Raw genomic sequence first — 12,741 nt, 5'->3', positions numbered from 1 at the left:
CCGGTCGTGCGGCGGCATCGGATGTCGCCGCACGACCCTCGCGGCGCTCGCGTGAGCGGCGGACACCGGAGGCGGTGGAACCCGGCGCTTGGAAGGTGGGATCTCGCGAGTCAGCGGAAGAGGATGTCCCAGTGGTCCGCCTCGCGGGCGTAGAGGGTGCCCGAGGTCGCCGATTCGCCGTACAGGGGGGCTCCGTCGCCTCGTATGCCCTGTGACGGATAGTTCTTTGTGATGTAGCGGTTGATGCATTCGTTGGGCTTGATGTCCAGCTTGTAGCCCATGTAGTGGCTGTAGGGGCCAGGGGCATGGCCCACCTCGGTGCCGCCGGTGACGACCAGGGGACAACCGCTGCGGCGCTTCAGCTCGATCACGTCGGAGACGGTGGCGGCCCGGACCGCCTGCAGCGAGGTGCAGTGCCGTCCGCGGCGGTTCGCGCATTTACCCGAGGAACTCCAGGTCAGGCCCGCCGCCCGGAGGCGCTGCTTGGCGTCCGCCTGCGCCAGCCGCACCGGCTGGCGCTGCTTGGCCCGCTGCGCCTGAGGGGGGTGGGCCTCGGCCGGGCTCTCGGGGGCGGAGGGTGCCTGCTCCGCGAAGGTTTCGGGGAGGGACCGTGGCTGGAAGGCCCGGGTCTCCTGGGGGCTCTGGGGGATCAGGGGGGCCGTCTGTTCCGATGGCGCGTCCGCGGTGGCGGTGTCCCGCGTTCGCGCCGCGGCTTCGAGGATCGGGGGAGCCGCCTGTTCCGGTGGTGTGCCCGCCAGGGCGGTGGCCCGCGTCCGTTCCGTGGTCTCGAGGATCAGGGGGGCCGTCTGTTCCGGCGGTGTGCCCGTGGTGGCGATGTCCCTCCCCTGGAGGGAGGGCTCCTGGTGGATGGTCCGGCGGTAGAGCCCGGCGGTTTCCAGGGCGCCGGTGTCGTACGTCCCGGTGATCGTGGACCGGCGTTCCTCCGCCGGGCCGGCCGTGATCGGCCGGCTCACGATCGTGACGGTGGCCGACGCGTGTCCGCTCTCCGCGGTCGCACTGTCGTCCCGGGCCGATGCGATGAAAGATATCTGCAGAGCGAGCAGTGCTCCGGCGGTGAACCGGGCAGCCCGCTGTCTACAGGGACGTGTCCCCATTGTGTATCCCTTGTCGCGGGAGCCCTTCCGCCAAATGGATCAATCCCACCCCCGAACCCGGATGATCCCTCCCGAAGAGTGAATTTTGCCCGGTAATGGGGATCATCGTGCGGCTCGATGACCTGCTGAGACAGGGGGCGCACGGTGCTCGGCATGATCGGGTCGCTACCGCCAGAGGCACGCGGAGGCGAGAGCCGGGTGGCAATAGTCGATATGAGTGGCGGGGGCAATGTGGCGCGCCTAGGGTCGTTGACTGGGGCTTCTCCCTGGTGACGCGGGACGGATGATCTAGGGTTCGTCCAGTGGAGAGAGACCAGACGAGCCCGTTCTCCCAGCTCCAAGCGATAGGTGACAGGTGCTCTATGGCCGAGCCGCCCCCGAGAAGCCGTGGATCAGACAGGACCCGTGAGGTCATCGTGGAGACGGCCCTGCGGCTTTTTCGCGAGCGAGGGTACGAGGCGACCACGATGCGGGCCATCGCCGCCGAGGCCGGGGTGTCGGTGGGCAACGCCTACTACTACTTCGCCTCGAAGGAGATCCTGGTCCAGGCCTATTACGACCGGGCCCAGGCCGAGCACGAGGCCGCGTGCGAGAAGCTGCTGGCCACCGAGCACCGATTCGCCGCACGGCTGGAAGGCGTGCTGCGGGAGTGGGTGCGGGTCTCCGAGCCGTACCACGAGTTCGCGGTGAAGTTCTTCAAGCACGCGGCCGAGCCGAGCAACCCGCTCAACCCGTTCAGCGCCGAGTCCTCGCCCTCCAGGGACGCGTCGATCGAGATCTACCGGCGGGTCGTGGAGGGATCCTCCGACCGCATGGACGCCGAGTTGCGGGCCGAGCTGCCCGAACTGCTCTGGCTGATGTCGATGGGCGTCGTGCTGTTCTGGGTGCACGACGACTCGGAGGGATGCCGACGGACATATCGGTTCATCGAGCTCACCGTGCCGCTGGTGGACCGGCTGGTGGGGCTCTCGCACCTGCCTGGCCTGCGCGGGGTCGCCCGTGACTTCATCGCGGGAGTTCACGAACTTCGCGAGTGAATACCGGCGGAACTCCAGGAATCATCGTGTCGATCTGATTACCCTGAGTGGTTGTTTGATGACGGATTCAAGGGAGTCCCATGGGTTGGGTAGCAGTGCTGGTGGTGCTGTCCGTCGCGATCCTGCTGATCGCGTTCCGCGTGCTGAGGAGGAAGGGGCGGGATGACGACGGGCACGGCTCGTCGTCCATCGACTTCTCCGCCAATCTCGCCCTCGCCGTCTACCTGCTGGTGCTGGCCTACGCCGCGGTCCTGTGCCGGGACGGGCTCTGGGCGACGGAGACCGACGTCCAGGCCGAGGCCGAGAGCCTCACCGAGATGTACTGGTCGGTGGCGCCCATCCCTGAGGCGGCGCCGGTCAGGACCCAGATCCGCCAGTACACCGCGCAGAGCATCGACCTCGACTGGCCGCTCATGGCCGGCAGCGAGATGTCCCCGCTCCCCGGGCAGACCCTCGCCGACATGCGGGCCTCGGTGCTCCGGCTCCAGCCGATCGGCGACGCGAGCAAGAACCTCCAGCAGGACGCGCTCGACCGGATCTCCGAGATCTCCCACGCCCGAACGGTAAGGGGGGACGACGCGAGCACCGGTCTGGAGAGCATCTTCGTGATCTCGATGATCCTCTCCGGGATGCTGGTGATCGCGCTGCCCTGGACGCTCAGGGTGCGGCCCACGTTCCCGTCGATCGTCGCCGATCTGGTCCGGGTGGGCGTGGTCGTCATCGGGGTGTGTTTCATCATCCTGATCAGCCACCCGTTCAGCGGGCCGGGTGCCGTCGGGCCTGACGCGTTCAAGGCCGCGCAGCGGCAGTACGACCAGATCGACGGCCAGTTTCCCGCCCAGCCGTAGTTCGGCGCGTCCGGGATAGGAAAAGCCCGCCGGTGGTTCCCGGCGGGCTTCGTCGTCCGGTCGTGTGCCGTCCGCGCTATCTGCGGCCCCGGTGGTTGAGGGCGGCGACCGCGGTGACCGAGATCACGCCGGTGAACATCACCAGGAGGACGAGCCTGCGGTCGGTGCCCTCGCGCCGCTCGGCGTAGCGGTCCAGCACCAGTCGCTGCCGCAGGAGGGGAGGAACGCTGGGACGCGTCACCGGTACGGGCCGCGGGGGGCGGGTCCGGGGTGGTGTCGGCGTGACAGCGGCCTTGGGAACGTAGGCGGGCGGGCGGGGCCGGGGCGGCGAGGGTGGGGCGGGCGTAGGCGACTCCGGTTCGGGCTCGGGTGTCGGTTCAGGTTCGGGTGTCGGTTCGGGTTTGGGTTCAGGCTTGGGTGTGGACTCCGGTTCCGGCTTGACCGGAATGTCTGCCGGGTAGCCCGGTTTCTCCGGCGGTTCCTTCGGATGGTCCGGTTCGGGTTTCACCTCGGCGGGAAACGCGACCGTATCCCCGGGCTCCCAGTCCACCCGGGGAGGTGCTGTCGGGTAGTCGGGCTCGGCCTTCATCTCGGGTGGCGGCATGGCCGGATATCCGGGCTCCCAACTCGCCTGGGGGCCTGCCGTCGAGTGGTCCGTCTCGGGTTCCGGGCGCGCTGAGCGACCGGAGGCCGAGATCGGCCTTCTGACGTGCTGGACGACCTGCGGGGCGGGCGGGCCGGCACCGCCCGCCGTCGAGAGCGCTGAGAGCGCTGAGAGCGCTGAGAGCGCTGAGAGCGCCGAGAGCGAGGGCGGCGCGGCCGGCGCGGGGGCCGCGATACAGGTCGCGAGGACCGCCGCGCCGAGCAGGCCCCGTCGTTTTTTCCTCCACCGATGCGTCGTCACGCAAGGTTTCTAACATCATACGGAAAGTAATGAGAGGGTAAGTGGAGAGCCGATATAGATCATTGCATCAAGGGCATACCGTCTGGTTGGTACAGTCAGCCTATTGACGACCCCCCAGCCGGGTGCGGCAAGCTACATCAGAATGTCGTTCTAGGGGGAAGGTCCCGGGGCGGCGACCACTGACATGGAGGCGGCACGATGGTTACGGGCCCACGCTGGGGTATGACGGTTCCCTTCTACGACCGCTCACTGGCCGGCTCCAAGGATCTGATCGCCGAACTCCCCGGGCTCGGCTACACCGACGCCTGGTCCGCCGAGGTCAACGGCGTCGACGGCTTCGTGCCCCTGGCGATGGCCGCGGAATGGGCGCCGGGGGTACGGCTCGGCAGCGCGATCGTCCCGGTCTCCACCCGGGGGCCCGGCCTGCTCGCCATGTCCGCCGCGACGCTCGCCGACCTCGCCCCCGATCGCTTCGTCCTGGGCATCGGGGCCTCCTCCCCGGCCATCGTGGAGCGCTGGAACGCCGGAGCGTTCGTCAAACCGTTCGCCAGGACCAGAGACACCCTGCGCTTCCTGCGCAAGGCCCTCGCGGGAGAGAAGGTCACCGAGCGGTACGAGACGTTCGAGGTCAAGGGGTTCAAGCTGGAGCGCGCCCCCAAGATCCCGCCGAAGATCGTGCTCGCCGCGCTCCGCCCCCGCATGCTGCACCTGGCCGCCGGCGAGGCCGACGGCGCGATCACCAACTGGCTCTCGCCGCAGGACGTGCTGAAGGTCAGGGCCGAGGTCGGGCAGGAGACCGAGCTGATCGCCCGGCTGTTCGTGTGCGTCAGCGAGGACGCGGAGAAGGTGCGCGAGCTCGGGCGCTGGATGCTCGCGAGCTATCTGACGGTTCCGGTCTACGCGGCCTTCCACGACTGGCTGGGGCGCGGGGAGGTGCTGCGGCCGATGCACGAGGCATGGGCGGCCGGTGACCGGCAGGCGGCGCTCAAGGCCATCCCCGACGAGGTGGTGGACGAGCTCATCGTGCACGGCGACGCCGCCACGTGCAGGGCCAGGATCAGGGAGTATGTGCGCAACGGTCTGAGCACCCCGGTTCTCGCCCCCATCCCCGGCGGCGAGGTTCCGATCACGCAGGCCGTACGAGATCTGGCCCCCGCCGAGGAGTGACTCTTGCACGACCTGTTGAAGTTGGACGCGATCGGACAGGCGCAGGCCGTATGGAAGGGAGAGGTCTCTCCGAGAGAGCTCGCCGAGGCGGCGATCGCACGGATCGAGGCGTGTGACGGCGCGATCAACGCGGTGGTCCACCGCAGGTTCGAGCGGGCACTGGAGGAGGCGGACAAGGTCGAGCTCGACGCTCCCTTCGCGGGGGTGCCGACACTGTTGAAGGATCTGGGCTGGGGCATGGCCGGTGAGCCGTACCGCGCGGGATCGCGCACCCTCGACGGGATCTCGGCGGAGCGTGACGGCTACGCGGTGGCCAAGCTGCGCCGGGCGGGGTTCACGATCCTGGGCCGGACCAACACCCCGGAGTTCGGTACCGCGATCACCACCGAGCCGGTGGCGTTCGGCCCGACCCGCAACCCGTACGACCTCCGCTACAGCAGCGGCGGGTCGAGCGGGGGATCCGCGGCGGCGGTGGCGGCGGGCATGGTCGCGGTGGCCACGGCCAGCGACGGCGGCGGATCGATCCGGATCCCGGCGAGCATGTGCGGGCTGGTCGGGCTGAAGCCCAGCAGGGGCAGGGTCAGCTCGGGGCCGTCGGCGGGCGAGCCCTGGGCGGGCTTCTCGGCCGCGGGCCTGCTCTGCCGTACGGTCAGGGACAGCGCGGCGACCCTCGACGTGGTCGCGGGGACGATGCCGGGCGATCCGTACGGCGCGTCCGCCTGGCGGCGCCCGCTCGCCGAGGAGGTCGGAGCCGACCCCGGGCGGCTGCGGATCGGTTTCCTCACCGAACATCCGGACGGGACCGTCCCGCCGGAGGCGGACCTGGTGGCCGCGGTCACCGGGGCCGCCGGGCTGCTGGCGGCGCTGGGGCACGACGTCGAGCCGGGGGGACCGTCCGCGCTCGCCGAGGACGGCTTCGCCACGCACTTCGGCACCGTCGTCGCCGCCCACGTGGCCGCCGACCTGGAGGAGATCGGGCGCTGGCGCGGCAGACCCGTGGAGCTGGACGAGTTGGAGACGCGCAACCGGATCCTGGGCGCGGCGGGTCGCGAGCTCGGTGCGGTCGGCTACCTGGCCTCGCGCGACTGGATCGACGGGTTCCGGCGGCGGATGGCCGCCTGGTGGGAATCCCACGACCTGCTGCTCATGCCGTCCCTGGGGGTGGCGCCCTTCCGCCTCGGCGGGCTGCCTGCGGACGACGTCAGCCTCTCGCGGGGCCTGACCAACCAGGCGGTGGCGTTCACCTCGCCGATCAACGCCACCGGGCAGCCCGCGATCTCCCTGCCGCTGCACCGCACCGCGGACGGTCTGCCGGTAGGCGTGCAACTGGTCGCCGCGGCAGGACGGGAGGATCTGCTCATCCGGGTGGCCGCCCAGATCGAGGAGGAGCGGCCCTTCCAGCACCCGGCGATGCGCTGACGCGATTTTTTCGGGATATTTGGTGATGTCGGGGAACGGATGGACGGGAGCGGCGGCGGGGGTGTGATCGTCCCGGTCGCGGCGGGCGTTCGGGAACCGTATCGGAAAATCACGCGTTATATCGTGAAGTGGTGGGGTAATACGCCACCAGGCGAACGTGCTTCCGAGAGGAATCCCCATGGCGAAGGCGGCGCGCGCGGCACAGGCGTGGAAGACGTACAGGAGTGTGTCGAAGCCGGGCTCGCCCGGTCTCGGCGCTCGCCTGCGCGCCCTCCCCAGGATGATCGGCGCGGTCATGCGCGGGCAGTACCCCGGTATGAGCAAGGGCAAGCTGGCCATGATGGGCCTTGGCGTGCTCTACATCATCTCGCCGATCGACGTCATCCCCGACTTCCTGGTTCTCATCGGAGTGGCCGACGACTTCGGCGTCTTCCTGTGGCTGATGAGTTCCCTGCTCGGCGAGGGCGGACGCTACGTCGACTGGGAGCGTGACCGGGTCAGAGCTGTTCCATCCTGAGCCAGGCGCGAGAGGGCAGTGGGTGGCCGAACAGGCGGGCGGCGTTGCCGTAGGCCACCCGGGCGATGTCGGCGGGCGGCAGGCTGCCCAGGTTCGTCGCGATGGCCTGCTGGGTGTCGGGCCAGGTGGAGTCGGAGTGGGGGTAGCCGCTCTCCAGCAGCACGTGCTCCAGCCCGACGGCGAGCCGCACCCCGGACAGGGCGTGGTCGTTGAGCGTGCCGAAGAAGAAGTTTCTACGCAGGACCTCGCTGGGCTTCAGGCCACCCTCCCAGGAGGCCTCGCCGGCCACCGGGTGGTCGAGCGCGTAGTCGGCCCGCTCGGCGAGCATCGGCAGCCAGCCCACTCCCCCCTCCACGATGAGGATCCGCAGCGCGGGGAAGCGCAGCGGGATGCCCGACCAGAGCCAGTCGGCACAGGCGAACATGGCGCTCGTCGGCATCAGTGTGGTGATCGCCTCGATCGGGGTGTCCGGCGAGGGGACGGGTGCCCAGGAGCCGGCGCCGGCGTTCAGGCAGACGACCGTGCCCGTCTCCTCGCAGGCCTGGAAGAACGGGTCCCAGTGGTCGCTGTGGATGGACGGCAGACGTAGCCGGGTGGGGAACTCGGGGAAGAGCACCGCCTTGAAACCGCGCGCCGCGTTGTCGCGGATCTCCTTGGCGGCGATCTCGGGGTCGGTCAGCCAGGGCAGCTGCAGGGCGATGATCCGCTCCGGATAGGTGCCCGCCCAGACGTCCACGTGCCAGTCGTTCCACGCGCGCAGGACCGCCAGGCCGAGATCCTGGTCGCGGGTCTTGGCGAAGACCATGCCCGACTGCCCGGCCAGCATGCCGGGGAAGCAGAGCGCGGCCCAGACGCCGGCGCGGTCCATGTCCTCGATCCGGGCCTCGATGTCGTGGCAGCCGGGACGCATGTGCTCGAACCGCACCGGGTCGAGCGTCCACTGCTCGCGGGGCAGACCGGCGCCCACGTCGAGCCCGGCGCAGGGGTAGGTGGCACCGCCGTAGCGCCAGACCTGGTGACCCGAGTCGGTCTCGACCACCTTGGGAGCCAGCTCGGCGTACTTCTCCGGCAGCCGGTCGTCGAACATGTCGGGCGGCTCGATCAGGTGGTCATCGGCCGAAATGATCACATAGTCCCGCCGCCTGGGCTCGGGGTCGGGGAGCAGCGGCGTAGTCACACGGTCAACCGTATGACGCTGGAATAACACTGTTCAAGCCGCAAGGTCTCCGGTTGGTATCTCTGTCTCCCAAGACGTCTCTTACCGGCGTCCTACAGGGCCACCGGCTAGCCTGTCTGGCGGTGGATCTCGCGTGACGGGGGCAGAGATGCGAGTGGTGGTTCCGGCACGGGGCGACATGCCGTACGTCGTGCGCCTGGCACTGCTGTTCGTGCTCGCGATCTCCACGGTGGTCGTCCACCTCAACCAGGCGCCACCCCTGCGGCCCGCCTCGGAGCTCATCTCGGACCTGCGGGCCGGCGGGGTGACCAAGGTCGTCTACGACCGCAACTGGCCCGCCTACGGCACGCTGACGTGGTCGCACGGGCCGCTCTCCTGGAGCCAGGCCCGCTTCGACCAGCCCGACGACGTCTGGGACCCCGAGACCACCCGGCTGGTCCCCGAGGCCCTTGAGCGCCGCCAGGGGGCCTTCCTGGCCCAGGTACGCGCCGTAGCCGACCCCGGCGTGGAGATCGTGCGCACCGAGGGCTTCGGCGGTCTGATGGGCTCGCCCGCTTACGGGCGCTGGTGGGAACCCTTCGGCCCGGTGGCGGTGGCGGCGGAGGTGCTGGCCTGGTTGCTCATGCTGACCCGGCCGAACCCCCGCTACGCCAGCCGCTGGGCCTGGTTCTGGATGTTCCTCACCGGCGGCTCGCTGCTCTACGTCCTGCTGGAGCCCCATCCCCTGTGGCGCGGACCGTACGAGGTGCTGCCCGCACCGGCCAGAATCGACGGCACGCGAGGGTTCGCGATCGCGGTGGCGCTCCTTTTCGGTATGGCGATGGTCAACGCATGACCATGAGGTAGTAAATAAGGTATGGCTCCCGAAGCGGTCGAAGTCCGGCGCGGCTGGCGGCTCCTCGGGCTGACCATCCGGACGGTGCTCCTGCTCGTCCTGCTCTTCGGCGTCTTGGTCACCGTGCTGAGCCTCACTCCCCGGCCGGGGACGCGGGCCGAGCTTCGCGCCGCGGCGGCGGCCGACCGCGTCTCCTTCCTCGAGTACGACGAGCAGTCCGGCGCGATCCACCGGGTCCGCTGGGCCCAGGGCCCGCTGATCTGGCGCGAGATCGGCCCGGAGGCGCTCCTGGCGGAACGGCCCGCCTTCACGAGGGCGGATCTCGGGGGCGACCTGAGCCGGAGCCGGATCAGGGCGACCGAGCCGGACGACTCCGACAGATGGGAGCTCGTGCCCCTCTGGGTCAGAAAGGTGCCTGCGTCCGTCGGCGGCGTGTGGGTGCTCGGAGCCTGGGTGCTCGCCTCCCTGATCATGCTCGGTTCGACGCCCAGGCTGGGCAACCGGTGGGCCTGGCTCTGGCTCTTCACCGTCGGGCAGGCCGGCGCGCTGCTGTTCCTGCTCCTCGAACCCCGCCCGCTCTGGTTCGAGGCCGGGCGGCGCCCCGCGCCGCGCGAGCGGCTCGGCGGGGGACGGGGGTTCCTGCTGGCGCTCGGGGTGGGCCTGCTCTCCACGGGTCTGGCGTTGGGCGCAGGCACTCTGCTGAACCTCGCCGGCGGCTAGGCTCCGCGGCTTTCCACCGGGCCCGCAGCCGGGTGCCGGTGTTCAGGCGGGTTCTTCGTCAGGTGCCGGCCCGCTCAGCCGGTGCGGTCCGCTCGGGGGCGTCCGGGAGTTCGGCGGGGTCGCCGGGTTCTGGACCACCGGTCGTGGCCGGCGCGGCGGTGGCCGCGGCCCTGAGGTCGGCGGCCTCCCTGCGGATCAGCAGCGCCCAGCCGCCGATCGCGATCCCGATGAACAGCCACCACTGCACGCCGTACGCCAGGTTGAGCCCGCCTCCCCCGCCGACGTCCGGCGCCGGGACGGGTTCCGGCGCGGTGGTGGCCGCGGGCGACTGCCCGGTCAACTCGACGTACCCGCCGAGAAGCCGGTACGGCAGGCGGCTGCCGATCGCCTCGGTGTTGATCAGCAGGACCTGGCCCGTGGGCAGGCCCGCTCGGTCCCGGATGCCCGAGGTCTCCTCGGTCTCGGTGGGCCGTAGCCTGCCGGTGACAGTTACCTCACCCGAGGGCGGGGCGGGGACCTCGGGGAGGGCGTCGGCCGTGGCACCCGCCTTGACCCAGCCCCGGTTCACCAGCACACCGGTGCCGTTCGGGGAGATCAGCGGGGTCAGCACGTAGAAGCCGACCACCTTGTTCTGGGTGCGGCGCCTGACCAGGAGCTGGGCGTCCGCGTCGTACCTGCCGCCGACCGTGACGGGGCGGTATTTGTCCTGCACGGAGACGGTGCCGCCGGGCGAGGTCAGCTCTTCCACGGAGACGGGGGCGGTGGCGAGGTTGCGGGTGATCTGGTCACTGCTGGTGGATCTTTCCGTGAAACGCCCGAACTGCCACTGGCCCAGCAGCACGAAAGCGGGGATGACCAGCAACACCACCGTGTGCAGAGCCAGCCATCGGGGAGTCAGCAGAAACCGGTACACGTTCTCAAGAGTAGGCACCGGGAGTGCCGCCCCGTCCTTCGAGTGCGCGTTTGGGAGTGGCGGGGGGTACCTGCGGGCGTAGTAAGGTGCCCGGAACCGCGCGATCGTCGGATGTCATGGAAAAATTCATGGACACTTCGGACATCGCATATGGTCAGCCGAAATATCCCCCGGGACGTTCCACCACCCTCGGAGCCTGCCCCTGATGACTGTGCTCATGCCCGCTCCCACGGCTCCGATCGCACTCCCCAGTCTCGGCGCTCTGCTGCGGCATGCCGCCCCCAGGGTGTTCGAGAGCATGATGCTTCCCGTTCTCGTCTTCTACGTCGCGCTGGTCTTCACCAACTCGCACGTCGCGCTCGCGGTGGCGGCGCTCTGGGTCTACGGCGGGGTCGCCTGGCGACTGGTCAGGCGGAGCGAGGCGCCCGGCACCCTCATGCTGGCGGCGGGCACGATCACCGTCAGGGTGGTGCTGACCGTGGCGACGGGCAACCCCATCGTGTTCTTCCTCCAGCCCTGCCTCGGGGTGTTCTGCGTGAGCATGGGTTTCCTGCTCACCGCGCCGTTGCGGCGGCCGCTGATCCGGCGGGTGGTGGCCGATCTCGTGCCGCTGCCCGACCAGGTGACGGAGCACCCGCGGATGCGCCGTTTCTTCGTGTCGCAGTCGGTGCTGTGGGGGTGCGCGCAACTGCTGAACGCGGCGCTGAGCCTGTGGCTGCTGCTCAGCCAGACTCTGGAGACCTACCTTCTGGTGCGCACCTCGGCGGTCGCGGTGCTGCTCGGCGGTGCGGCACTGATCTCGGTGCTCAGCCTCAGGCACTGCCTGCGGGGGCTGGAGACGCGGGAGCTGGAGGGCTGAGGCGCATGCCGGGGCCGGGAAGCGGGGTGACCTCTCTCGGGCCGGACACCTCGTGCCCCTCCGCGCAGCGGAAGTGCTGCTCGATCGGAGCGCCGCAGCCACGGTGGGTGAGGAGTGTCGGCGGCCCCTCGTGGTCGCTGAGATACCTGTCGCCCCACCGCATCAGGGCCACCAGGGTCGGGTAGAGGTCGAGACCCATCTGGGTCAGCCGGTATTCGTCGCGCTGCCGTTGCCCGGGTTCGCGGTAGGGCACCTTGCGCAGCAGCCCCTCCTCCACGAGGCGGGCCAGCCTGGCGCTGAGCACCTGCCTGGGTGCTCCCGTGGCGGCCTGCATGTCGGCGAAGCGCCGTACTCCGCTGAACGCCTCGCGCAGCACCAGGAACGTCCACTTCTCGCCGACGATGCCGAGGGCACGCTCGATGGAACAGTTCTCCGGCCGCAGGGGCAGGTTGCCGGGAGCCGCCTCACTCATGTGCGAATCGTAAGTCGCCATGGCGCCACCTCCAACGCTCATCTAAGTCTACTTGACATACTCAGCTCTCTCGCGAGAATCTGAGTCCATGATGCGAACTCAGCTGGCGTCGCCGTGCCAGGCCTCGGCACCGCCCGTGCCCGTGGACGCCATGCCGGAGGCCGTCGAGATCCGGCCCGCGCGGCCGGATGACGAGGAACGGGTCCGTCGCTTCCTCGGGGGGCTGTCGCCCCGGACGCAGGCACGGCGGTTCTTCACCGGGGTGAGCCGTCCCGGCGCGGGCTTCGTCAGGGCGCTCCTGGCGGTGGACGAACGGTGCGACGCGCTGCTCGCGGTACACGGGGACCTCGTCGTCGGGCACGCTATGAGCTACCGGAGAGAGGGAGAGGTGACCGACGTCGAGATCGCCGTGGTGGTGGGCGACGAGTGGCAGGGAGTGGGGCTCGGCTCCCGGCTCGTCCGTACGCTGATGCGCCGCGCGGCGGCCCGGGGAGCCGGGACGGTGGGGATGGACGTGCTCGGAGACAACCGCACGGTGCTGGCGATGATCCGCAAGATGTGGCCTGAGGCGATCATGCGCGCCTCCTGCGGCACGGTGGAGGTGACCGCGAGAATCCTGCGCTGAGGGGCCCCGCGCCGGGACGCGGGCATGTGGGCGGGGCTTCCGGGGCGGTGGCGCGGTGTCGCGATCAAGGCGGTATGATCGGCGTGGTCCAAGCTGTTTCCCGCACAGTTTGCGGAATAAGGTTCTGGTGCCG

Annotated in this window: 14 protein-coding genes; 9 read left to right on the top strand and 5 right to left on the bottom strand. The window is 70.0% G+C overall.

Annotated features, from left to right (window positions below; translation table 11 throughout):
* Positions 1-110 precede the first annotated feature (110 nt).
* Positions 111-974 carry a hypothetical protein gene (locus ABT061_RS07010; RefSeq protein WP_350913604.1) on the bottom strand — a complete coding sequence of 288 codons (864 nt, stop codon included), beginning with the start codon at positions 972-974 and terminating at the stop codon, positions 111-113.
* Between the two features lie 557 nt (positions 975-1,531).
* Here ABT061_RS07010 and ABT061_RS07005 point away from each other — a divergent pair.
* Entirely contained in the window at positions 1,532-2,152 is a 621-nt protein-coding gene (locus tag ABT061_RS07005) for a TetR family transcriptional regulator (protein ID WP_350913602.1), read from the top strand.
* A gap of 80 nt (positions 2,153-2,232) precedes the next feature.
* Entirely contained in the window at positions 2,233-3,000 is a 768-nt protein-coding gene (locus ABT061_RS07000; RefSeq protein ID WP_350913600.1) for a bestrophin-like domain, read from the top strand.
* Positions 3,001-3,076: 76 nt separating this feature from the next.
* Here the strand turns inward: ABT061_RS07000 and ABT061_RS06995 are convergent, their stop codons facing one another.
* A complete protein-coding gene (locus ABT061_RS06995; protein ID WP_350913599.1) occupies positions 3,077-3,241 on the bottom strand; it encodes a hypothetical protein in 165 nt (54 codons plus the stop codon).
* Between the two features lie 861 nt (positions 3,242-4,102).
* Between ABT061_RS06995 and ABT061_RS06990 the strand changes: the two genes are divergently transcribed.
* The 3 genes from ABT061_RS06990 (at position 4,103) to ABT061_RS06980 (ending at position 7,007) form a co-directional block, all read left to right on the top strand.
* Positions 4,103-5,071, top strand: a complete 969-nt coding sequence (locus ABT061_RS06990; protein ID WP_350913597.1) for an LLM class F420-dependent oxidoreductase — start codon at positions 4,103-4,105, stop codon at positions 5,069-5,071.
* Between the two features lie 3 nt (positions 5,072-5,074).
* Positions 5,075-6,490, top strand: a complete 1,416-nt coding sequence (locus ABT061_RS06985; RefSeq protein WP_350913595.1) for an amidase — start codon at positions 5,075-5,077, stop codon at positions 6,488-6,490.
* A gap of 178 nt (positions 6,491-6,668) precedes the next feature.
* On the top strand, positions 6,669-7,007 hold the full coding sequence (locus ABT061_RS06980) for a YkvA family protein (RefSeq protein ID WP_350913593.1): 339 nt from the start codon (positions 6,669-6,671) through the stop codon (positions 7,005-7,007).
* Here ABT061_RS06980 and ABT061_RS06975 read toward each other — a convergent pair.
* Positions 6,988-8,184, bottom strand: a complete 1,197-nt coding sequence (locus ABT061_RS06975; protein ID WP_350913591.1) for an amidohydrolase family protein — start codon at positions 8,182-8,184, stop codon at positions 6,988-6,990. The two genes, ABT061_RS06980 and ABT061_RS06975, sit on opposite strands and share 20 nt — an antisense overlap.
* A gap of 133 nt (positions 8,185-8,317) precedes the next feature.
* On the opposite strand from ABT061_RS06975, the gene ABT061_RS06970 reads away from it, so the two are divergent.
* Together ABT061_RS06970 and ABT061_RS06965 are read left to right on the top strand one after the other, a co-directional pair.
* Positions 8,318-9,019 carry a hypothetical protein gene (locus ABT061_RS06970; RefSeq protein ID WP_350913589.1) on the top strand — a complete coding sequence of 234 codons (702 nt, stop codon included), beginning with the start codon at positions 8,318-8,320 and terminating at the stop codon, positions 9,017-9,019.
* A gap of 21 nt (positions 9,020-9,040) precedes the next feature.
* On the top strand, positions 9,041-9,739 hold the full coding sequence (locus ABT061_RS06965; protein ID WP_350913587.1) for a hypothetical protein: 699 nt from the start codon (positions 9,041-9,043) through the stop codon (positions 9,737-9,739).
* A 58-nt stretch (positions 9,740-9,797) separates the two neighbouring features.
* On the opposite strand, the gene ABT061_RS06960 is transcribed toward ABT061_RS06965, so the two are convergent.
* Positions 9,798-10,652 (bottom strand): SURF1 family cytochrome oxidase biogenesis protein, encoded by an 855-nt coding sequence (locus tag ABT061_RS06960; protein WP_350913585.1) that lies wholly within the window; start codon positions 10,650-10,652, stop codon positions 9,798-9,800.
* A 205-nt stretch (positions 10,653-10,857) separates the two neighbouring features.
* Here ABT061_RS06960 and ABT061_RS06955 point away from each other — a divergent pair, with 205 nt between their 5' ends.
* Complete coding sequence (locus tag ABT061_RS06955; RefSeq protein ID WP_350913583.1) at positions 10,858-11,511, top strand: VC0807 family protein; 654 nt, start codon at positions 10,858-10,860, stop codon at positions 11,509-11,511.
* On the opposite strand, the gene ABT061_RS06950 is transcribed toward ABT061_RS06955, so the two are convergent.
* A complete protein-coding gene (locus ABT061_RS06950; RefSeq protein WP_350913580.1) occupies positions 11,465-12,004 on the bottom strand; it encodes a winged helix-turn-helix transcriptional regulator in 540 nt (179 codons plus the stop codon). The genes ABT061_RS06955 and ABT061_RS06950 overlap by 47 nt on opposite strands.
* Positions 12,005-12,071: 67 nt before the next feature.
* Here ABT061_RS06950 and ABT061_RS06945 point away from each other — a divergent pair, with 67 nt between their 5' ends.
* On the top strand, positions 12,072-12,608 hold the full coding sequence (locus ABT061_RS06945) for a GNAT family N-acetyltransferase (RefSeq protein WP_350913578.1): 537 nt from the start codon (positions 12,072-12,074) through the stop codon (positions 12,606-12,608).
* Positions 12,609-12,741: the final 133 nt, after the last annotated feature.

The organism is Streptosporangium sp. NPDC002544 (assembly GCF_040295965.1).
Classification (GTDB): domain Bacteria; phylum Actinomycetota; class Actinomycetes; order Streptosporangiales; family Streptosporangiaceae; genus Streptosporangium.
This window is presented reverse-complemented; position numbering and strand designations above follow the sequence as displayed.